The organism is Flavonifractor sp. An52, from assembly GCF_002159385.1.
Lineage (GTDB): Bacteria > Bacillota > Clostridia > Oscillospirales > Oscillospiraceae > Flavonifractor > Flavonifractor avicola.
Genome location: NZ_NFIB01000007.1, coordinates 60,905 through 81,942, shown reverse-complemented (window position 1 = coordinate 81,942; position 21,038 = coordinate 60,905). Strand labels below are relative to the sequence as shown.

The 21,038-nt window shown below is 58.1% G+C and carries 19 protein-coding genes; 5 read left to right on the top strand and 14 right to left on the bottom strand.

The features are described from left to right. The first annotated feature begins 8 nt into the window (after nt 1-8). From B5G06_RS04270 to B5G06_RS04260, 3 genes are all read left to right on the top strand, one after another. A complete protein-coding gene (locus tag B5G06_RS04270; RefSeq protein ID WP_087187844.1) occupies nt 9-1,895 on the top strand; it encodes a VanW family protein in 1,887 nt (628 codons plus the stop codon). Nucleotides 1,896-1,970: 75 nt separating this feature from the next. Then, on the top strand, nt 1,971-2,648 hold the full coding sequence (locus B5G06_RS04265) for a DUF2461 domain-containing protein (RefSeq protein WP_087187843.1): 678 nt from the start codon (nt 1,971-1,973) through the stop codon (nt 2,646-2,648). Between the two features lie 78 nt (nt 2,649-2,726). Further along, a complete protein-coding gene (locus B5G06_RS04260) occupies nt 2,727-3,452 on the top strand; it encodes a polysaccharide deacetylase family protein (protein ID WP_242955343.1) in 726 nt (241 codons plus the stop codon). A gap of 41 nt (nt 3,453-3,493) precedes the next feature. Here B5G06_RS04260 and B5G06_RS04255 read toward each other — a convergent pair whose 3' ends face one another. From B5G06_RS04255 to B5G06_RS04195, 13 genes are all read right to left on the bottom strand, one after another. After that, complete coding sequence (locus tag B5G06_RS04255) at nt 3,494-4,879, bottom strand: sodium-dependent transporter (protein WP_087187841.1); 1,386 nt, start codon at nt 4,877-4,879, stop codon at nt 3,494-3,496. A gap of 302 nt (nt 4,880-5,181) precedes the next feature. Continuing rightward, the gene (locus B5G06_RS04250; RefSeq protein WP_087187840.1) at nt 5,182-5,430 is read right to left on the bottom strand and encodes a DUF6514 family protein; all 249 of its coding nucleotides are present in this window, start codon (nt 5,428-5,430) and stop codon (nt 5,182-5,184) included. Nucleotides 5,431-5,535: 105 nt separating this feature from the next. Beyond that, complete coding sequence (locus B5G06_RS04245; RefSeq protein ID WP_242955344.1) at nt 5,536-6,045, bottom strand: DMT family transporter; 510 nt, start codon at nt 6,043-6,045, stop codon at nt 5,536-5,538. A gap of 122 nt (nt 6,046-6,167) precedes the next feature. Next, on the bottom strand, nt 6,168-6,818 hold the full coding sequence (locus tag B5G06_RS04240; RefSeq protein WP_087187838.1) for a zinc-ribbon domain-containing protein: 651 nt from the start codon (nt 6,816-6,818) through the stop codon (nt 6,168-6,170). Between the two features lie 18 nt (nt 6,819-6,836). Continuing rightward, nucleotides 6,837-8,075 (bottom strand): IS1595 family transposase, encoded by a 1,239-nt coding sequence (locus tag B5G06_RS04235; protein ID WP_087187837.1) that lies wholly within the window; start codon nt 8,073-8,075, stop codon nt 6,837-6,839. 114 nt (nt 8,076-8,189) lie between these two features. Beyond that, complete coding sequence (locus B5G06_RS04230; protein ID WP_242955342.1) at nt 8,190-8,546, bottom strand: EamA family transporter; 357 nt, start codon at nt 8,544-8,546, stop codon at nt 8,190-8,192. A 122-nt stretch (nt 8,547-8,668) separates the two neighbouring features. Beyond that, nucleotides 8,669-9,772: an acryloyl-CoA reductase electron transfer subunit beta gene (acrA, locus tag B5G06_RS04225; RefSeq protein WP_087187836.1), complete on the bottom strand. Its 1,104-nt coding sequence runs from the start codon at nt 9,770-9,772 to the stop codon at nt 8,669-8,671. Between the two features lie 19 nt (nt 9,773-9,791). Next, a complete protein-coding gene (gene acrB / locus B5G06_RS04220) occupies nt 9,792-10,592 on the bottom strand; it encodes an acryloyl-CoA reductase electron transfer subunit gamma (protein ID WP_087187835.1) in 801 nt (266 codons plus the stop codon). Between the two features lie 23 nt (nt 10,593-10,615). Next, nucleotides 10,616-11,776, bottom strand: coding sequence for an acyl-CoA dehydrogenase (locus tag B5G06_RS04215; RefSeq protein WP_087187834.1), 1,161 nt, complete (start codon nt 11,774-11,776; stop codon nt 10,616-10,618). 95 nt (nt 11,777-11,871) lie between these two features. Then, nucleotides 11,872-12,723 carry a 3-hydroxybutyryl-CoA dehydrogenase gene (locus B5G06_RS04210; RefSeq protein WP_087187833.1) on the bottom strand — a complete coding sequence of 284 codons (852 nt, stop codon included), beginning with the start codon at nt 12,721-12,723 and terminating at the stop codon, nt 11,872-11,874. Nucleotides 12,724-13,018: 295 nt separating this feature from the next. Continuing rightward, nucleotides 13,019-13,795 (bottom strand): enoyl-CoA hydratase-related protein, encoded by a 777-nt coding sequence (locus tag B5G06_RS04205; protein ID WP_087187832.1) that lies wholly within the window; start codon nt 13,793-13,795, stop codon nt 13,019-13,021. Nucleotides 13,796-14,095: 300 nt separating this feature from the next. Then, nucleotides 14,096-15,067 carry a choloylglycine hydrolase gene (gene bsh / locus B5G06_RS04200; RefSeq protein WP_087187831.1) on the bottom strand — a complete coding sequence of 324 codons (972 nt, stop codon included), beginning with the start codon at nt 15,065-15,067 and terminating at the stop codon, nt 14,096-14,098. 123 nt (nt 15,068-15,190) lie between these two features. Beyond that, nucleotides 15,191-17,551, bottom strand: coding sequence for a vitamin B12-dependent ribonucleotide reductase (locus B5G06_RS04195; protein WP_255396440.1), 2,361 nt, complete (start codon nt 17,549-17,551; stop codon nt 15,191-15,193). Between the two features lie 163 nt (nt 17,552-17,714). Between B5G06_RS04195 and B5G06_RS04190 the strand changes: the two genes are divergently transcribed. Next, a complete protein-coding gene (locus B5G06_RS04190) occupies nt 17,715-18,632 on the top strand; it encodes a CPBP family intramembrane glutamic endopeptidase (RefSeq protein WP_087187829.1) in 918 nt (305 codons plus the stop codon). 1 nt (nt 18,633) lies between these two features. Here B5G06_RS04190 and B5G06_RS04185 read toward each other — a convergent pair whose 3' ends face one another. After that, nucleotides 18,634-20,163, bottom strand: a complete 1,530-nt coding sequence (locus B5G06_RS04185) for a putative polysaccharide biosynthesis protein (protein ID WP_242955341.1) — start codon at nt 20,161-20,163, stop codon at nt 18,634-18,636. Between the two features lie 149 nt (nt 20,164-20,312). On the opposite strand from B5G06_RS04185, the gene B5G06_RS04180 reads away from it, so the two are divergent. Then, complete coding sequence (locus B5G06_RS04180; protein WP_087187827.1) at nt 20,313-21,023, top strand: DUF554 domain-containing protein; 711 nt, start codon at nt 20,313-20,315, stop codon at nt 21,021-21,023. Nucleotides 21,024-21,038: the final 15 nt, after the last annotated feature.

Below are 21,038 nucleotides of genomic sequence, written 5' to 3'. Positions count from 1 at the left end.
GATCGAATATGGCACAAACAGCGGGCAAGCGAACCGCTCAGGCCGAAAAGCCCAAGGGCGGTAAGATCGCCCTCATTGTGGCACTGGCGGTGGTCGTCATCCTGATTGGCGGCTACCTCATTTTGTGCGCCGCCGCAGGCAGCGGCACTTTCCTGCCCAATACGACCGTCGCCGGGATCGACCTGGGCGGTCAAACCCAGGAACAGGCCCTGGATACCCTCAAAACCCAGCTGCCTGACCGGCTTTCTCAGCTCTCCGTGCCCTTTGTGTGCGAGGGGCAGGAATTTACCATTCCGGGCAGCGACGCCACGGTGGATGACCAGGCAGTGGAATCCGCCCTCCAAGAGGCCCTGGACCAGCAGTCGGGCAGCTTCTTCACCCGGGGCATCCAGTATCTGGGAGCCATCACCGGAGGGGCCCAGTATTCCGTCCCTGTGACCCTGAAGGACACCCCCGCTGTTGTGACTGAGGCGGTGGAAAAACACGCGGACCCCGAGGCCCAGACCACCTGGGAGGTGTCCGGTGATCAGCTGGTGTTCCACAAGGGTGTCACCGGCCGCACCATCGACGTAAACGCCCTCACCGACGCCGCCGCAGAGCGCTTCACTCAGCTGCTTAACGACAGCAGCGCGGAAAATGCCCCCCTGGAGACCCAGGTCACCACCGCCCCTCCCCTGGACCCGGATTTTGATGCCATCCAGAAGGAGGTCACCGTGGAGGCAGCCGACGCCTACTTAGACAAGAGCACCAAGCAGATCGTGCCCTCTGTCACCGGCGTCAGCTTGGATACTGCCGCCGCCAAGTCTGCCCTGGACAGCGCGGCAGAGGGCTCCGATGTCTCCGTACCCCTGACCAAGACCGAGCCCGAAATGACCACCGCCGACCTGGAGGCCAACCTCTTCAAGGATGTGCTGGGCACCGGCACCACCAGCTGCGCCGGTCCCTCCAATCGCTGGTACAACATCGACCTGGCTGCCAGCCGGGTCAACGGCACCATCCTGCTGCCCGGCGAGGTATTCTCCTACAACGACCTGGCTGGCCCCTATACCAAGTCCAGCGGCTACAAGGACGCCGGCACCTACCAGAACGGCCAGAGTATTGACGCCACCGCCGGCGGCATCTGCCAGCTCTCCTCTACCATTTACTGGGTGACTCTGAAGGCCAATTTGGAGACCGTGGAACGATCCAAGCACGCCTTTAATGGCGGCTATATGCCGGTGATCGGCACTGACGCCACTGTCTGGAGCAACCAGATCGACTTTAAATTCAAAAACAGTACCGATTATCCCATCAAAATCGAAACCTATCAGGATAAAAACCATAAGCTCCACGTCACCATCTACGGCACCGATACCACCGGCATCCACGGCGAACCCTACTCTGTTACCGTCTCTACAACTCCTTATAAAAACACCTATAAGCCCGATCCCAACCACCCTGCGGGCGCCGAGCCCCGGCGGGACCCCAATTACTCCCGCTACAACGGCGTCACCGTGGATGTGTACCAGAAGCTGGTGGATAAAAACGGCAATACGGTAGATACCATCTTCCTCTACCGCAACAGCTACAAGTCCTCCGACGCGGTGTACTACTACAACCCCACCGACGCAGCCCGCTGGGGCATTGATCCCTCTACGGGACTGAAAACACTGACCCCGGTGGAGCCCACGCCCACACCTACGGCTACACCGTCGGCCACACCCAGCGCAACGCCGTCGGCTACCCCCTCTGCCACACCTTCCGCAACACCCAGCGCAACGCCGTCGGCTACCCCCTCCGCCACACCTTCCGCAACACCCACTGCCACGCCTCCACTGGAAATCACGACCACACCCGGCCCCGGTATGCTGCCTGAGGACAGCGTACCGCCCGCATCGGAGGCCCCCGCGGCCTGACCTCAGCATCTGCCAAGGCCCCCCGCCCGGCGGGGGGCCTTGCTTGCCCAAATATGAAATGAGAAAGGAATCACTATGTTTCAAGGATTTTCCGGGGCTACCGTGGACTTTATGTGGGGTATCCGCTTCAACAATGAAAAGTCCTGGTTTGAGGCCCATAAAGAGGAGTACCTCACCCACTTCCAGCGCCCTATGAAGGAGCTGGCCAACGAGGTATACGCCCGTTTTCTGGACAAGCACCCCGACCTGGATCTGGTGTGCAAGGTCTCCCGCATCTATCGGGACGCCCGGCGGCTCTTTGGCCGTGGCCCCTACAAGGACCACCTGTGGATGAGTTTGGTTCGCCCCCATGTGGAAGCTGGCTCCGAGCCGGTGTTCTGGTTTGAACTGGAGCCGGAGGGCTGGTCCTGCGGCATGGGGTTCTGGATGGCTCCCGCGGTGACCATGGCCAAATTCCGGGCCCGGATGGACCGGGACCCCAAGCCCATGGAGCAGCTGACCCGCCGTCTGAACAAGCAGGACCAGTTTATCCTGGAAGGTACGGACTACAAACGGCCCAAGGCTGCGCCCTCCCCCCTGCTGCAGCCCTGGTATGATAAAAAGAGCTTTGCCATCTCCCACAGCGCCCCCCATCAGGAGCTGCTGTGGAGCCACGAACTGGCCGATGTGCTGGTGGACAGTTACGAATTCCTGCTGCCCTATTACCAGTACATTCTTTCCCTCAGCGGCGATCCCGATCCCTGCCAGGCCTGACTGACAGATTTTGTGTGAAAACTTCCCCGCCGCCCTGCACATACTATGCCACACAACGGCGAAACGGGGGCGAGGGGCGTGAGTCAGCTTCAAAAGCGGTGGATGGTGGTCATTCTGGCAGTTTCTATAGTCTGTCTGACCTTCTCCCTGGGTGTCCGGCAGAGTGTGCTGTCGGTTGACGCTCCCGCCCAGCTGCCTCAGCAAAAACTCATCGCCCTTACCTTTGATGACGGCCCCCGCCGCTCCACCACCACCCGCCTGCTGGATGGTCTGGCGGAACGAGGCGTAAAGGCCACTTTTTTCCTCATCGGCCGCCAGATTGCTGACAACGCCGACGTGGTAGAACGGATGGACCGGGAGGGCCACCAGATTGGTATCCACACCTTTGACCATGTGCAGCTCACCGACTTGAACCAGACGGATTTTGACGCCCAGGTGGAGTCCACCCGCACCCTGCTGAAGGATCTGCTGGGCCACAACGACTTTCTCCTTCGTCCGCCCTACGGCAAGTGGGATGAGGGCGTAAAAAAGCGGGCGGGCTGTCCCATCATCCTGTGGTCCATTGATCCGGAGGACTGGGACGACAAAAACACCGACCGGGTGGTAAACATGGTGGTAAACCAGGCCCGGGACGGCGGCATTATCCTGCTCCACGACATCTATCCAGAGTCGGTGGATGCCGCGTTGCAGATCGTGGATCGTCTCCACGCCCAGGGCTACTATTTCTGCACCATTGATCAGCTCTTTGCCGCCAGGGGGCTCTCCCTGGACCCGGGTGAGGTATATTGGAATGCCCACCCATGAACAAAAAAGGACCTGCCTCACGGCAGGTCCTTTTTGCAGGTTTATGCGAATTTCTCGATGTAGCCCATGACAAAGATGATCAGCACAATGATGGGCACCACCACGGTGAAATACATCCGCAGCTTGGCGGGGAAGCGCACGCCCTTGCCCTGGTCGGCCTCGGCCAGGAAGCCGTCGAAGCCCCAAGCAATCTTCTTGGACAGGCAGCAGAACAGCAGGTAGATCACGGAACCCAGGGGCAGCAGGTTGTTGCTCACCAGGAAGTCCTCAAAGTCCATGACGCCCATGCCCAGGATCTTGATACCGCTCCAGATGTTGTTGCCCAGCAGGCAGGGCAGGCTGAGCAGGAAGATAAGCACCAGGTTGATGGCCACCGCCTTACCACGGGACACCCCCCACTTGTCCATCCAGCAGGCCAGGATGTTCTCAAACACGGCGGTGATGGTGGACAGGGCGGCAAAGAACAGGAACACGAAGAACAGCGCGCCCCACAGCCGCCCACCGGGCATGGCATTGAACACGTTGGGCAGGGTGATGAAAATCAGATTGGAACCGGCGTCGGGATTGACTCCGAAAGCGAAGGCAGAGGGGAAGATGATCAGGCCGGACACAAAGGCCACGCAGGTATCCAGGATGCCCACGCTGATGGTCTCACCGAAGAGGCGGCGGTCCTTGCCGATGTAGCTTCCAAAGATAGCCATGGCGCCAATGCCCAGGCTCAGGGTAAAGAAGGCCTGTCCCATGGCGGCGTAGATGGCCTCGCCCAGCCGGAAGTTGCCGTTGGCGTCGTACATCAGGTTGTCGAAATTAGGCACCAGATAGAACTCCAGGCCCTTGACAGCGCCGGGCAGGGTGATGGCCCGGATGGCCAGGATCACCAGCAGGCACAGCAGGCAGAGCATCATAAACTTGTTGGCCTTCTCCACGCCGTTGCGCAGGCCACGGCTGCAGATTACCATACCCAGCACCACCACAATGGCCATGAAGAGCAGCTGGATTCCAGGCTGAGACATCATGGTACCGAAGCTCTGCTCCACACCCGACTTGTCCAGTCCCTCAAATTGACCGGCAGCGATCTTGAAGAAATACATCAGCAGCCAGCCGGCAATGGTGGTATAGAACATCATCAGCAGGTAGTTGCCCGCCATACCAAACCAGCCGTACCAGTGCCACTTGGTGCCCTTGGGCTCCAGTTCCTGGAAGGATACAATGATGCTTTTCCGGCTGGCCCGGCCCACGGCAAACTCCATTGCCATGATAGGCAGGCCCATGGCCACCAGAAATACCAGATAGATCAGCACAAAGGCGGCGCCGCCGTACTGCCCCACGATGTAGGGGAAACGCCAGACGTTGCCCAGGCCGATGGCGCACCCGGCAGAGATGAGCACAAAGCCCAGCCGGGATGCAAAGGTCTCTCTCTCTTTCACGATTTTTCCTCCTTGGCTTGGCCGCCCGATGGCGGCCTTCTGAGCCGATCCCGTTCAATATCCGGCCTCGGCCCCGCTGGTTCCCCGGGAGGAAAGATCCTCCACAAAGAGAATTCCCGCGGCCCTCACCGCGGGAAACAAACTACTTTGCCGCCTAAACAGCAGTTTTTTGTCTTTTTTCCTCTCGAACGTCTGCCCAAGCGGAGCGCAAAGCAGTTAATTCAGCAGACAATATCATAGCCGATTTTACCGGCTCTGTCAATGCAAAGCGTTACATTGATCTGCATCATTATCCATTTTTCTTACAGCCAGTCCTCCACCACATCCCGCAGCGTCACCGGCGACACCTGATTGCGGAGGATCAGTTCCGCCAGCTCGTCGATTCGGCCGGCACTCACCGTAATATTGGGGATCTCCTCACTCTCCCCGTCCGGCCCGGTCACCTTCACACCGTAGCTCTCGCAGCAAAGACCGCCCACCGACATCTCGTCCACCAGGATGGCGTAGCGGTATCCGCAGTCCGCCGGACTCTCCAGCAGCAGTTCTCTCATTCGTCTCTCCCCTTTACGCGATTCTATGACTCAATTATACATCTTTACCATAATTTGTAAAGTTTTACCGTTCGTATTCTTTCGTCACAAATCGCCGGCAAGGGACTACTGCGTCTTGTTTTCACGCTCCGCCCAGGTATAGAGCAGTACCGCGCCCAGAATAATTGCCGCGCCCAGCAGCTGGAGGGGCGTGGGGATCTCCCCGAACAGCGGAACCGCCAAGCCGCCGGAAAAGACCGGTTCGCACAGTTTGACCGCCGACACATAGGCGGGGGACAGATATTTCAGGCACCAGCTGAACAGGCTGTGGCCCATGAGGGTACACAGCACTGCCAGGCCCAGGCCGATGAGCCACTCCCGACCCCCATAGCCCACCAGGGGGGTACCGCTGGCCAGGGCCATCAGCAGCAGGGTCAGAAAGCAGGCCAGGTAGGTCAGAAAGGTATAAATGGTGGTGGAGAGGTATCCTCTCTGTATTCTTCCAATCAAAGTATACAGAGCGACAAAGACTGCCGCCGCCAGGGCCAGAATATTTCCGTACAATTCGCTCCCTTGGGCGCCGCCGGCCAGGGCCAGCACGGCGCTGCCCTCAAAGGCCAGCACAATGGCCGCCACTCCCAAAGGCGGAATCTTTCCTTTTAAAAAGTCCCATTTATAGATAAGTATTGAACCGTTATTTTGACGAAAAACACCCTCACTCAATCTATGAATATTTCATCGATAAATGAGGATGTTTCTTAATTTACCCATATCCCCGTCTGCCTTTTAGAGACTACCTTATACACGCTAAACAAGGAATCATCTTTCTCAAATCGGATTGTAATACTGAAAACATTATCTGGATTTATTAAATCAACATATTCCCAACGACAAGTTTTTTCATTCTGGTTTTGGTATGTTATCACATAGTTTTTGCCCAAATATAATTCCACAAAAGTCTCCGTCATACCAATCGTTATATCTGTAAAGTTGAAAGACAACCTTTCCCTTAGCGGTAAAGCCATTCTTGCAGTACATTTCTTGGTAACACCTGATACGCTCAAACAACTGGCAAAAATAATTAATCCTATGATGCCTATAAACACAGTAATAAAAGGATGTGCAAGGAAAAACTTGTATATTGCAAATATTCCTATCAAAATCAGAACAATTTTAACAAGAACTCGCAATAGTTTCTGCGGCTTTTGGGAACTTGGCGAAGTAGCCACACTATTCTGCGATGATTTATAATTTGTCAATGGAGTAAAACCGGTATTGTAGTTTGAGTTACGGACATTATCATTTACATCATTACTTGCAGTTTCACAACTATATTCAATCGGCGCGCAGCAGTTAGGACAAAACCTTGCTCCATCCTGCAATTCAGCGCCACAATGCCTACAAAACATATCACACACCCCCCTCTTTTATATCAAACCCTTTGTATCAAAAGGCATATGCTTGTATTTTAACTCTTTCAGCATCACCCGCTCTGAAACTCCCCGCGTCAACATATCCAACAATATCTTTACTTGCTCTGCGGTTCTGTGCTTACGGTGCTTTTCCTGCCATCGGAACAAAGCAAGGTAATGGTCCAGATATTTAGAGGCTACTTCCTTATACCAATCCATAAAATCGGTCAGCCTTGAATGATAAGCATTGACCTTACCCAAATTGAACGGACCAGAGGCGTGTTTACCAGAGGGTATCTGCCTCAAATGTACTTTGTTGTGATTGGCAAAGGTCTTGTATGCTCTCAAACTATCGGTGACAAGTATGCTGTCCTCTGCAAACCGTCCACCCCATTGCTGCTCCAAATGCCTGGGTTCAATCTTGCCAAGACAAGAGGGAGAAAGGTAAGTATTCTCTGCTTTATCAACTGCTGTGAGAACACAGACCTGCTCATTACTGATACCACGCTTTCTCCTGGCTTCCTTATCAAGCCCATTCAATTCCTTTGACACTTTTAAACCAGAGGGAATAGTATTATTATCCTGAAACCCCTCCATATCCTGCACATCTGTCACCTCATAGCCGGCTTGCTCCACATACTCATACTTATCGGCTCGATTGCGGTGATGGCGGGGCATCCTCTGCAACCCTTCCAGAAAGAAAGCCTTATTTCTTTCACCAATGAAAGAAAGGGGAACATAGAACTCATCCCCCTCTACAATAGAGGGGAAACGGTCTTGCTCTCCCTCAATCTGATGGATAAGAGAACAGACCTTGTGACGGTTGAACCAAGCGGTTACTCTGTTGATCCCCATATCCCTTTTAATCTTGTTCAGACTGGTATTGTAGAGGGTCAAAGTCAAGAATTGTTTCCATTGGGCAACAGACAATCTTGAATGGTAAAGCAGAGTACCATAGGTATCGCCAAAGGTTCTGTGACAGTCCTTGCACAAATATCTCTGTCTGCCATTTCTCTTACCGTTCTTGCTGACGGATACGCTCCCGCACTTAGGGCAGGACAAAGCTGCCCCTCTATTCAAGGTGCATTTCTCCAATAATTCTAAGAGTTCTGCTGACAGAACTACTTTTTTACCTCTCTTACTGGCCTTGTTCTCTTTCTGCATCACCGTCAGCGTGGAAATCAAGTCTGCAATCTGCGCTTCGGTAAGATTGCTGCTTGCCATCAAGTCTGTCAAATCTTTCAATGTAGCCATAAAAGTACCCCCACAAAAAATCTATCTGTTTGAGGATAGATTTTACTGTAGGGGTAGGTGGCATATATGCACTTTGACGGACCATTTATGTCATTTTCATTTTTCAATACTTATCTATAAATGGGACTTTAAAAAAAGGGCAAAGCCCAGGGCGGTGAAGATGACCTCGGTACTCACCAACACGGTGGATACCGCCACGCCTGTCCATTTGAGGGACTCAAACCAGGTGAGGAAGTGGAGGGCCAGACAGATCCCGCTGAGGGTGCACAGCAGCAAATCCCTCCGCCGGACCTGCAGCAGCTCCCCCCGAAATTTGGTGAGCACAGCCGGCAGCAGCAGGAGAACCGTCCATCCCAGGCGGTAGACTGCGGTGATCACTGAGGGGGCCTGGGAATAGCGCACCAGAATGGCCGATATGGAGATACCCAGTACGCCCAGCAACAATACGCCGTTGGGATGACGCTCCAGCATGGTATTTTCCCCCTCTCTACGGTGTTTTAGTATACGCCCTTTCCCTTCTCCGCGCAATCGGTGCCCTGCATAAAAAAACACCGGCCAGTGATACTGGCCGGTGCTTGGAAGAAAGGCAATATTTACTTGGCAGCCTTGGCAGCCCGGATAGCCTCGATGAGCATGGGGGTGACCTTGTACAGGTCGCCGCAGATGCCGTAGGAAGCCACGTCGAAGATGGGGGCGGACTCGTTCTTGTTCACCGCAATGATGCACTCGGAGTCCTGCATACCAGCCAGGTGCTGGATGGCGCCGGAGATACCCAGGGCAACATAGATGCGGGGATGAACGGTCTTGCCGGTCTGGCCCACCTGATGGTCGGCAGTGATCCAGCCGGCATCCACGCAGGCACGGGAGGAACCCACGACGCCGCCCAGGACGCCAGCCAGCTCCTCGGCCAGCTTGATGCCGCCCTCCACGTCCTTGGAGATGCCGCGGCCCACGGAGACCACAACGTCGGCGCCGATCAGGTCCACCAGCTTCTTGGCGGCCTTCTTGACCTCCAGCACCTCAACATGGATGTCGGACTTGTCCAGCTTGACGTCCACGTTCTCGATGACGGTCTTGGCAGCACCGGCCTCGTCGTAGGGCTGGGTCTGCATCACGCCGGGACGGACGGTGGACATCTGGGGACGGAAGCGGGGGCAGATGATGGTAGCCATCAGGTGACCGCCGAAAGCAGGACGGGTCATCTTCAGGTTGGTGTTCTCCTCGAACACGGTGTTGTCCACGTCGATGGTGGAGGTGGTCTTCAGGAACTCCTTGTACTTGGCCACGTCCACATCCAGGTGGGTACAGTCGGCGGTCAGACCGGTGTGCAGCCGGGCAGCGCAGCGGGGGCCCAGGTCACGGCCGATGTTGGTGGCGCCGATGAGGAAGATCTCGGGCTTCTTATCCTCCACCAGGTCGCAGATGACCTTGGTGTAGGCGTCGGTGGTGTAAACGTCCAGCAGCTCGTGGTTGCAGTAGTACACCTTGTCGGCGCCGTAGCCGCCCAGAGCCTTCAGGTACTCTTCCTTGATGTCCTTGCCCAGGACCACGCCGCACAGCTCCACGCCCAGATCGTTGGCCAGCTTACGGCCCTCGGAGAGGAGCTGGTAGCTGGTGGACATGATAACGCCCTCGCGCTGCTCACAGAAAACCCATACGCCCTTGAAGGCGGCGGTATCGCTACTATTGAAAGCCATTCTATTGCTCTCCTTTCGATTAGATAATGTGCTTGTCGTTGAGGATGGAGACCAGCTTCTCGACAGTCGCCTTGTCGGCGCCCTCCATCATCATACCGGCGCCCTTCACCGGGGGAGAGAAGGACTTGTACACATTCGTGGGAGAGCCCTTCAGGCCGATGGTAGTAACATCAATCAGGGGATCGTCCTTCAGAGTCTCATAGTTGTACACTTCCAGAGGCTTCTGGTAGCACTCCATGATGCCGCCGACGCTCATGTAACGGGCGTCGTTGAGCTCCTTCACGCAGGTCAGCAGGCAGGGGGTCTGGACCTTGATGGTCATGTAGCCGTCCTCCAGCAGGCGCTTCACGGTGACAGCCTTGCCGTCCACGTTGATCTCGGCCACATAGGAGACCTGGGGCATACCCAGCTTCTCAGCGATCTGGGGACCGACCTGGGCGGTATCGCCGTCGATGGCCTGACGGCCGCAGAACACGATGTCGTCGTCGTCCACGCCGATCTTCTTGATGGCAGCAGCCAGGATCTGAGAAGTGGCGTAAGTATCGGAACCGCCGAACTCACGGGCGGAGACCAGAACGGCCTCGTCGCAGCCCATGGCCAGCAGCTCGCGGAGCATACCCTCGGCGGGCGGGGGGCCCATGGAAACCACCACGACCTTGCAGCCGGTGGCGTCCTTGATCCGCAGAGCGGCCTCGACAGCAGCCAGGTCGTCGTGGTTGGTGATGGTAGCCATGGCGGCACGGTCCATGGTGCCGTCTTCCTTCACCGCCACCACACCGGAGGTATCCGGGACCTGCTTGACACAAACGATTGCTTTCATATCGTAACTTCCCTCCAGTTCCTTTAGTTCACGCCCAGGTTGGCAGAAATGACCATGCGCTGGACCTCGCTGGTACCCTCGTAGATCTCAGTGATCTTGGCGTCGCGCATCATGCGCTCCACGGGGTACTCACGGGTGTAGCCGTAGCCGCCGAACAGCTGCACACAGCGGCGGGTCACGTCGCTGGCGGTCTCAGCAGCAAACAGCTTAGCCATGGCAGCGTCCATGGTGTAGGGCTCATGGTTCTGCTTCTTCATAGCGGCGGAGTAAACCAGCCACTTGGCAGCCTCGGTCTTGGCGTGCATATCAGCAAGCTGGAACTGAGTGTTCTGGAACTGGGAGATACGCTTACCGAACTGAACGCGCTCCTTGGTGTACTTGATGGTCTCCTCAATAGCGCCCTCAGCCAGGCCCAGCGCCTGGGAGGCGATGCCGATACGGCCGCCGTCCAGGGTCTTCATGGCGATGCCGAAGCCCTTCCCCTGCTTGCCCAGGAGACGGTCGGCGGGGATCACGCAGTCCTCCATGATCAGCTCGCAGGTGGAGGAGCCCTTGATGCCCATCTTCTTCTCGTGCTTGCCCACGGAGAAGCCGGGATCAGTGCGCTCCACGATGAAGGCGGAGATTTCCTTCTTCTTGCGGCCGCGCTTGTCGGTGGAAACACCGGTGATAGCGAAGATCACGAACACGTTGGCATAGCCGGCGTTGGTGATGAAGATCTTGGAGCCGTTGAGCACCCAGTTGCCGTTCTCGTCCTTCACGGCGGTGGTCTGCTGGCCCTGGGCGTCGGTGCCGGCGCCGGGCTCGGTCAGACCGAAGGCGCCGATCCACTCGCCGGAGCACAGCTTGGGCAGATACTTCATCTTCTGCTCTTCGGTGCCGTTCTCATAGATGGGAGCGCAGCACAGAGAGGTGTGGGCGGAAATGATAACGCCGGTGGTACCACAGACCTTGCTCATCTCCTCGACGGCCATGACGTAGGACAGAACGTCCGCGCCGGCGCCGCCATACTCCTTGGGGAAATAGATGCCCATCATGCCCAGCTTGGCCATCTTCTTGACGGTCTCCTCGGGGAACGCCTCGTTCTCGTCCACCCACTCGGCCAGGGGCTTGACTTCGTTTTCGGCAAAGTCACGGTACATCTTACGGAGCATTTCCTGCTCTTTGGAAAGGTGCAGATCCATTTGTTGCCTTCCTCCTAGATATGTATTTCAAAACGGCGGGCGGGAGTGTTTTGGGCTCCCGCCCGTCGCTTCGTGCGTGATAAAACGCAGGGATATTACTTCTTGCTGTAATCGTAGAAGCCGATGCCGGTCTTGCGGCCCAGCTTGCCGGCCCGGACCATCTTCCGCAGCAGCAGGGAGGCACGATACTTGGGATCGTGGGTCTCGTTGTACAGGGTGTCCATGATGGCCAGGCACACGTCCAGGCCCACCAGATCGCCCAGAGCCAGGGGGCCCATGGGGTGGTTGGCGCCCAGCTTCATGGCGGTGTCAACGCCCTCCACGGAGGCCACGCCGGTGTATACCAGATCGATGCCCTCGTTGATCATGGGGATCAGGATCTTGTTGACCACGAAGCCGGGGGCCTCGTTAACCTCGACGGGCTCCTTGCCGATCTCCACGGACAGGTCGCGGATGGTGTTGAAGGTCTCGTCGGAGGTGTGAGCGCCCCGGATGACCTCAACCAGCTTCATGACGGTAGCGGGGTTGAAGAAGTGCATACCGATGAACTTGTCGGGCCGCTTGGTGGCGGCGGCGATGGCGGTGATGGAGATGGACGAGGTGTTGGAGGCCAGGATGGTCTCGGGCTTGCAGATGCTGTCCAGCTCGGCAAAGATGCTCTTCTTGATGTCCAGGTTCTCAATGGCGGCCTCAACCACCAGGTCGGCGTCGGCAGCAGCCTTCAGATCGGTGGTGAAGGTCATGTGAGCCAGGATGTCGGCCTTCTTGGCCTCATCCATCTTGCCCTTGGCCACCAGCTTGTCCAGGCTCTTGTTCAGACGGCCCTCGGAAGCCTTGATGATGTCGTCGTTGATGTCGCGGACGGTAACATCAAAATCCTTCTTGGCGAAGACCTGAGCGATGTCCAGGCCCATAGTGCCGCCGCCGATGACAACAATCTTTTTCATGACAAAAAACCTCTTTTCAATCTGTTTTTAATTTTAAAGAAAGGATGTATCGAACTGAAACAGAGGATGCTTCCTTACTTGTTCTGGAAATGCTTCTCAGCCCGCTTCTCCAGGAAAGCGCCCATGCCCCCGCCCCACCCGGTGCTGCACACCGTGCGGGACCCCCATGATTTCACTCAAATCGCCGGAAATGAATTCCGCCGATTTCAAGGTTTTGGCCACAGGCCAAAACGCTTGACGGCGCAAGCGCCGGGGACTCAGCCATGGGCCAGGTAAGTACTCACTTCCGGATAGTTTACTTGTTCTGGAAGTGCTTCTCAGCGCGCTTCTCCAGGAAAGCGCCCATGCCTTCGTCCTTGTCGGCAGTGCCGCAGCACACGCCGAAGGCCTCGGCCTCAAAGGCGGAGCCGGTGGCGATGTCGGTCTGCATCCCCATGCGGATGCAGCGCTTGGACTCCTGCACGGCGATCTGAGCGTTGGCACAGATGGCGTTGGCCAGCTCCATGGCCTTGTCCATCAGCTCCTCGGCGGGATAGACCTCGCTGACCAGGCCGATGGCCTTGGCCTCATCGGCCTTGATGGTCTTGGCGGTGAGGATCAGCTCCATGGCCTTGGAGATGCCCACGATGCGGGGCAGCCGCTGGGTGCCGGCAAAGCCGGGGGTAATGCCCAGGCCCACCTCGGGCTGACCGAACCGGGCCTTCTCACTGGCCAGACGGATGTCGCAGGCCATGCTCAGCTCGCAGCCGCCGCCCAGAGCGAAGCCGTTGACCGCCGCGATCACCGGCTTGGCCATGTTCTCCAGCTTCAGGAACACGCTGTTGCCGTGCACACCGAACTTCTTGCCGTCGATGGAGGAGAAGCCCTTCATCTCGCCGATATCGGCGCCGGCCACGAAGGAACGGCCCGCGCCGGTGAGGATCATCACATAGATCTCATCGTCAGCAGCCACCTGATCAATGACCGCGTCCAGATCGCTCAGAACCTGGCTGTTCAGCGCGTTCAGCGCCTCCTGCCGGTCAATGGTGACCACGCCCACGTGGCCCTGCTTTTCCAGCTTCACAAAACCCATTATGTTCTGCCTCCTTGTCCTGTAACCTATCTAGAATTGTTATATTTTTAACAAGTTCTTACCTAATAAGTATAACGCACCGCCGCCCAACAGGCAAGTAAAATGCAAGAGAAATTCGTTATTTTTTTATCAATGATTATAGCCAATATGCACAACTCGGTTTCAGAAAGCCGCCTTAACTCTCGGCCGAATTGGCAAACCATATGGTTTTTGGCCCGGTTTTCCCTTTTTTCGCCCTGTTGGCAAGGCGCCGCATTTATGCAATATGTACAAGTGCCGGGGCGAACGCCCCGGCGGGGCTCACGGCACAAAGCGGATCTGCTGCTCCGTGACCAGAGGATGGCAGATCAGCGTTTCTCCCTCCCGCTTTGCCTCATCCATGGCGACAGCGGTAATCTGGCTGTTATCGTAGGTTTTATAATAATAGGTGCCCGTCCGGCCGTCGATGCAGCAGGAGTAGTCGGTGATGTCCCACTTCCCTTCCGGCGTCCGTACCGCCCCCCGGGGCATGGCTACCGCGTCAAGGATGTGAAAGACCTGGCTGACACTGGATATCTCGTCCCGCTCACAGGCGCTGTTCCACTTAAGGAAGGCGGCCCGGACAAAGCGGGAGGCGGGTGACCAGTCTCCCGGCAGGCCCAACGTGCCCATTCCCTGACCAAAGGGACACAGCTCCACCCCACCGAAGCGGTTCTCCGGCTGGGCGGCGGACAGGCCCATATACTGGTTCAGGTTGGTCAGGTGGAAATCAAAGGTGGGGTTGTTGGTCAGCACTCCCACCGGGTCCTCAAACAGTTTCAGACCGTCGGCCATAGGCTCCGCCACCAGAGCCCGCTTTCCGTCGGCCAGGTGCCAATGGAGGGGGGCGTTTGGCATATTGGGGGCAAAGGGGGTATCCAAAATACGGACAGAGCGCAGCTTTTCCTCCGCCTGGTCCATGCTGTCGCAGCTGCCCAGCAGCCAGGGGATCAGCTCATAGGGGGCGGCGGGGGTACCGTCCTTCGAGCCGCAGGGATAACAGGCGTTACCCGGGAAGTTGAGGCCTGCCATATAGAGGCCCTTCTCGTTGACCCCCTCAGCATAGAGGGGGTAGTCCTCCGCCACTGTGGCCATGCCGATGATGGCATAGTGCTTCTTCAGGGTGGGCATGGCTTGAAAGGAAAACGGGTAATTACGTGGAGTAATGACCACCTGCTGGCCAAACTGGTATTCCAGATCCAGGTTCCGCCCAAAATAAGTGTGGTCGGTGGTAAAGGTCAGGCTGGTACACATGGCTGACGCCTCCTGTATTCAAATGAAATGCCTTCCGGCGCATCCCTTAGTGTGACTGTCCCCGCTCCAGGTTATCCGGACTCTGTTGCAAAAAGGGCCTGCCGGAGCAGGCCCTTTTCTGTTTTAGCCGCACTTGGAGTAGCCGCAGTCACGGCAAGTGACGCAGCCGCCTTCGTGCTCCAGCTTCGCCCCGCACTCAGGGCAGAACTTGGCAAGCTTGGCCTCGGCAGGAGTCATGCCGGGCCGGGGAATGGGAGCCGCAGCCTTGGTTGCCGCACTGATGGGAGCAGGAGCGGGCTCGTGGGTGCCCTTGGACACCTTGAGCACCTTCTCCAGAGCCTTGGCAATGGCGTCAGGGCAGGAGGTCACCGGCACACCGGGCTGGCGCAGGCAGGAGGGACAGCGGATGCCCTTGAGCTGCTGGATGATCTCCTTGGGGTCCATGCCGGAGCGGATACCCACGCTGACCAGCCGGGCGGTGGCCTCAGACTGGCTGGGGCAGCCGCCGGCCCGACCGGTGTTGGTGAACACCTCGCAGATACCGTTCTCATCATAGTTTACAGTGATATACAGGTTGCCGCAGCCGATGCGCACCTTCTCGGTGAAGCCGGTGGTCACCGCCGGGCGGGGCCGGGGCTGGATGTGGCCATAAGCCTCCTGAGGCACCTGGCACTCCTCACACACCCGGCCGGTGGGGGCGGGGGCAGCCTCCTTACCGTCGTTGACCTTGCCGATGTTGAGCACCTGCTCGTTGCGGCTGCCGTCCCGGTAGATGGTGGTGCCCTTGCAGCCCAGGGTATAAGCCAGGCGGTAGACCTCGGCCACCTCGGCCTTAGTGGCGGAGTTGGGGAAGTTCACCGTCTTGCTGACGGCGTTGTCGGTGTACTGCTGGAAGGCGGCCTGCATCTTCACGTGCCAGATGGGGGACACATCGTGGGCACACACAAATACCCGCTTGATCTCCTCGGGGATACCGTCCACATGGGCCAGAGAACCCTGCTCCACAATCTGCTTCATCAGAGCCTCGGAGTAGATCCCCGCCTCCACCAGCTTGTCCTTCAGAATCTGGTTGGTCTCAATGAGGTGGGTATTGTCCATGACGTTGCGGATATAGGCATAGGCAAACACCGGCTCCACACCGGAGGACACGCCGGCAATGATGGACAGGGTGCCGGTGGGGGCGATGGTGGTAACAGTGGCATTGCGGATGGGCTTGCCGTCCTTGTAGATACTCTGGTCAAAGAGGGGGAAGGCACCCCGGCTCTCGGCCAGCTTCTCGCTCTCCTGGTGGCCGATGGTGTTGATGGTGTCCATGATCTCCTGGGCCAGGGCCACACCCTCCTCGCTGTTGTAGGGCACACCCATATAGAGGAGCATATCGGCAAAGCCCATGACGCCCAGGCCGATCTTCCGGGTAGAGCGGGTCATCTTGTCAATCTCGGGCAGGGGGTACTGGTTGACCTCAATGACGTTGTCCAGGAAGTGGACGGCGGTACGGATGGTCTTTTCCAGCTTGGCCCGGTCCAGCACCCAGCCCGCCACGGTCTTGGTGATGTGGTTGACCAGGTTGATAGAGCCCAGATTGCAGCTCTCATAGGGCAGCAGGGGCTGCTCACCGCAGGGGTTGGTGGACTCAATCTCGCCCTGGCTGGGCACCGCGTTGTCCCGGTTGAGCCGGTCCAGGAAGATGATGCCCGGCTCGCCGGTCTGCCAGGCGGAGGTGACGATGGTGTCAAAGACCTCCCGGGCCTTCAGCTGGCCCATCACCCGGCCGGTGGCCGGATCCACCAGATCGTACATCCCGTCCGCACTCACCGCCTCCATAAAGGCCTCGGTGATGCCCACGGAGATGTTGAAGTTGGTGATCTCGGAGGTATCGTTCTTGCAGGTAATAAAGTCCATAATATCGGGGTGATCCACCCGGAGGATGCCCATGTTGGCGCCCCGGCGGGTACCGCCCTGCTTTACCGCCTCGGTGGCGGCGTTGAACACCTTCATAAAGGAGATGGGGCCGCTGGCCACACCGCCGGTGGAGTTGACGGTGGAACCCTTGGGACGCAGCCGGGAGAAGGAAAATCCGGTGCCGCCGCCGCTCTTGTGGATGAGAGCTGCGTTCTTAATGGCGTCAAAGATGTCCTCCATGGAGTCGGCCACCGGCAGCACAAAGCAGGCGGACAGCTGCCCCAGAGGGCGGCCGGCGTTCATCAGGGTGGGGGAGTTGGGCAGGAAGTCCAGATTGGTCATCATCTCATAGAATTCCGCCGCCGTGGCCACCACATCGGCCTTGGGGTCAAAATGGCGGTCGCCTTCGGCTACCGCGTTGGCCACACGACGGAACAAGCCATCCACCGTCTCGGTGGGATTCCCCTGCTCATCCCGGGCCAGATAACGCCGCTCCAGTACAGCCTTGGCGTTTTCAGAAATGGGCATATCGTATCTCTCCTCTGAGTGTATTTCAGTTCTAAGCACAAGATATTGTATCATGAAAAACGCCCATGTCAATATGTCCGATTTCTTGCCCTTTTCACCCGTTCTTGCTATAATGGAGCCCGGAAGCCCTTGTGCCTGAAGCAGGTGCGAATTTCGGACCGTGCTTTGACGGCCCGGCTGGGCTCAATTTGGATTTATTTTTGTGCGAGGTGACGGAATGGATCTCCATCAACCGGACCGGGCCCAACTGCTGCGCCCCCACTGTCAATGGTTCTCCCGGCTGGGATGGGCCCTGTTTGCCCAGATGGCCGCCATGCTGGCGGTCCAGCTGTTGGTGGCCGGCATCGTCCCCAGCGTTCTGAATCACCCCATCTCCCGCTGGTGCCTCTCCGTGGGCTCAGCCTACGGCGCGGGAGTACCCGCCTTCTGCCTGGTGCTGCGCGGCGTGCCCGCCCCGGGCCCCTCCGCACGCCGCCCCATGGGGCCGCTGAACCTGGGCAAAGCCCTGGTGACCACTCTTGGTCTGGTCTATTTGTCCAATCTGCTCACCCTGCTTCTCACCCAACTGATTGGGATTCTCCGGGGCCAGGCGGTCACCAATCCGGTGGACAGTCTGGCCGGCTACCCAACAGTACTGAACCTTCTGCTGGGCTGCGTCATTGCGCCCCTGTCAGAGGAATATCTCTTCCGCTATTTGCTGCTGAACCGACTGCGGCCTTACGGGGATAAATTTGCCATCCTGGCCTCCGCCCTGTGCTTCGGCCTGTTTCACGGCAATCTGAATCAGCTGTTCTATGCCTTTGCCGTGGGGGCTCTCTTTGCCTATGTGGTGCTCCGGACCGGCTGCCTGTGGCAGTCCATCCTGCTCCACGCCCTGATTAACTTTACCTCGGTGGGTCTGGTGCCCCTGCTGGAGCTGCTGGGCCAGACCGGAGAACTGCTGACCTCCCTGCTGGTGCTGGGGTCCATCGTGGTGGGCATGACCTTTCTGGTCACCAGCTGGCGGGATATCAAACTGGAACCAGGCCTGGTCCCCTTCTCCGAGGGCATGAAATGGCGGCTCTTCTTTGAAAATCCCGGCGTCATCGCTTTCTGTCTGCTGGCACTCATCCTGATGGCCAGCTATGTTCTGTAACCTACCTCAAGCGGAAAAGGCGATTTAGCCGCACCCCCTGGGCCTGGAGGGCCGCCAGGTAGAGCACCACACCGAAGAGGGTGCAGCCCCCCACCGCCGTCCACTCCCCTACTCCGCTGTCCAGCAGCACCTGAAAGAGCAGGTTGCCGGTGAGGCCCGTCAGCAGGGCCGCCAGGCCAGGGGCTATCCCCCAGTCAAAGAGCCGCAGCTTCAGCCCGGTGACTCGCCGCACCTGGAACCAGTTCAGGAACGCCCCCAGGGCGGAGGAGGCCACCACACCCACCCAGTAGCCGCCGATCCCCACACCGGGGAGTCCCAATAACAGATAGGTGCAGCCCAGCTGCAGCCCGCCGGACAGAATGGAACTGCGGGCTGCAGCTTTTTGTCTGCCCAGGCCGTTGAGGGCGCATCCCAGCACTGCCTGCCAACAGGACAGCAGCACCCCCACCGACAGAGGGAGCAGATACCGGCCTACTCCTTCCTCCCGAAAGAGAAGCTGACCCAGGGTAGGGCCCACCACTACCAGCAGAGCCATAGCAGGAAACATAAGCACCGAGGTAGCCAGCATAGACCGGTCGATCCGCCGCCGGATCAGCGGGGTGTTGCCCAGGGCTGCCCCCTGAGCCAGCTTGGGCATAAGGACCAGCCCCAGGGCGCCGATGAAGGCGGTGGGCAGGCAGAGCATGGGCATGGTCATGCCGCACAGCACACCGAACTCCTCCATGGCCCGGCTCACCTCCGCCCCGGCGGCCACCAGCCGCTGGGGGATAAGCACCGCGTTGGCCGAGCCCATCAGGTTGCCCAGCAGGCTGGTGAACCCCACCGGCAGGGCTATGGCCAGGATCTGGCGGTTCATCCGCCGGGAGGCCCCCGGCTCTCCCAGTTTCTCCCCTGCCAGCCTGCGGCGGGCCAGCAGCATCAGCGTGATGGAGGAAAAGAGTTCGCACACGATCATGCCCACCACGATGACGGCCACAGTCCGCTCCGGATTCTGGGGCAGGAAGAGCACCAGCAGCCCGAGAACCGCAGCCGCCCGGATGACCTGCTCGCACAGCTCCACCGCCGCCGGGGGCCGGATGGCGCCGGTACCGTAGAAAAAGTGCTTGTGCAGGTTCTCCACACCGGTAAGGAGAATACAGGGCAGCAGCAGCAAAAGCCCCATCTGGGTGCGGGCATCCCCCAGCAAGTACACCGAAATAGGGTCATACAGCAGGGCAGTAACCGTGGCCAGCACCCCAAACAGTCCCAGAAAGCACAGCAGGCACCGGCGGAGCACCTGGGCCGCCGCCCCCCGCTGTCCCCGTGCGTAGTATCCGGCGGACAGGTTGGATACCGCCGCCGTCAGCCCCACCGCCGTCAGAGAGAGCAGCACAGAATAAACCGGCATAATGAGCTGGTAGAGGCCCATGATCTCCGCCCCGATGAGGCGGGAGAGTAAGATCCGGTAGACAAAGCCCAAAAACTGCCCGGCAATGCCGGTGCCGGTGAGCAGCAGGGTGCCGTAGAGCATAGATGTCCGGTCGAGCTTCAATGGGCCCTCCCCCTTTCAATGGTCCACTTCCACTCTATTCCGCAGGGTCGTCCGGCATACATCCAGAAACCTTTTGACAAATGACGGCAAAGGTTTTATCATAGAACCGTATATTTTAGTGAATTGCAGTATAAAAGTGAGGAATCCCTATGATTGCCACCGTCATCAATGTGGTCCTGATCCTGCTGGGCAGCTGTCTGGGCCTTCTGTTCAAAAACCGCATCAGCCCCCGCTTTGCCTCAGGCATCACCTTTGCTCTGGGTCTGTGCACCATGGGTATCGGCATCACCGGCATGATCGGCACGGCGGACACTCTGTGCGTCATTGTGTGTATGGTGATCGGTACTCTGATCGGTGAGGCAATCAATATTGAGGGCCGGATGGACGGCGTGGGGGAGCTGCTTCACCGGAAACTGCTCCGCAAGGATGAAAACAGCCGTTTTGTGGAGGGCTTCGTCACCGCCTCCGTCCTCTTCTGCGTGGGCGCTATGGCCATCAACGGCGCTATGGAGGCGGGTATGAACGGCAATTATGATATCCTGATCTCCAAGTCTGTGATGGACGGCGTCACCGCCATCACCTTCTCTGCGGCCATGGGCATCGGCGTAGCCTTCTCCGCTCTACCGATTCTGGTGTATGAGGGCGGCATGACTTTGATTTTCGGCCTGGTAGGCCAGCAGATCGACCCAGCTATCGTCAATGAAATGAGTTCCGTGGGCGGCACCATTATCGTCGGCATCGGCATCAATATGCTGGGTCTGCCCAAGGAGAAGCTGCGGGTGGGCAATATGCTCCCCGCCATCTTCCTGCCTCTGGCCTATATTCCCATCCGGGACTGGCTCATGGCAACGCTGGGTTAAACGGTATAAAAAAAC

Bases quoted from the DNA above. Each gene is read 5' to 3' on its own strand.
- B5G06_RS04270 (WP_087187844.1), top strand. From the start codon at position 9: ATGGCACAAACAGCGGGCAAGCGAACCGCTCAGGCCGAAAAGCCCAAG.
- B5G06_RS04265 (WP_087187843.1), top strand. From the start codon at position 1,971: ATGTTTCAAGGATTTTCCGGGGCTACCGTGGACTTTATGTGGGGTATC.
- B5G06_RS04250 (WP_087187840.1), bottom strand. From the start codon at position 5,430: ATGAGAGAACTGCTGCTGGAGAGTCCGGCGGACTGCGGATACCGCTAC.
- B5G06_RS04240 (WP_087187838.1), bottom strand. From the start codon at position 6,818: ATGTTTTGTAGGCATTGTGGCGCTGAATTGCAGGATGGAGCAAGGTTT.
- B5G06_RS04235 (WP_087187837.1), bottom strand. From the start codon at position 8,075: ATGGCTACATTGAAAGATTTGACAGACTTGATGGCAAGCAGCAATCTT.
- B5G06_RS04230 (WP_242955342.1), bottom strand. From the start codon at position 8,546: ATGCTGGAGCGTCATCCCAACGGCGTATTGTTGCTGGGCGTACTGGGT.
- acrA (WP_087187836.1), bottom strand. From the start codon at position 9,772: ATGGCTTTCAATAGTAGCGATACCGCCGCCTTCAAGGGCGTATGGGTT.
- acrB (WP_087187835.1), bottom strand. From the start codon at position 10,592: ATGAAAGCAATCGTTTGTGTCAAGCAGGTCCCGGATACCTCCGGTGTG.
- B5G06_RS04215 (WP_087187834.1), bottom strand. From the start codon at position 11,776: ATGGATCTGCACCTTTCCAAAGAGCAGGAAATGCTCCGTAAGATGTAC.
- B5G06_RS04210 (WP_087187833.1), bottom strand. From the start codon at position 12,723: ATGAAAAAGATTGTTGTCATCGGCGGCGGCACTATGGGCCTGGACATC.
- B5G06_RS04205 (WP_087187832.1), bottom strand. From the start codon at position 13,795: ATGGGTTTTGTGAAGCTGGAAAAGCAGGGCCACGTGGGCGTGGTCACC.
- bsh (WP_087187831.1), bottom strand. From the start codon at position 15,067: ATGTGTACCAGCCTGACCTTTACCACCGACCACACTTATTTTGGGCGG.
- B5G06_RS04195 (WP_255396440.1), bottom strand. From the start codon at position 17,551: ATGATACAATATCTTGTGCTTAGAACTGAAATACACTCAGAGGAGAGA.
- B5G06_RS04190 (WP_087187829.1), top strand. From the start codon at position 17,715: ATGGATCTCCATCAACCGGACCGGGCCCAACTGCTGCGCCCCCACTGT.
- B5G06_RS04180 (WP_087187827.1), top strand. From the start codon at position 20,313: ATGATTGCCACCGTCATCAATGTGGTCCTGATCCTGCTGGGCAGCTGT.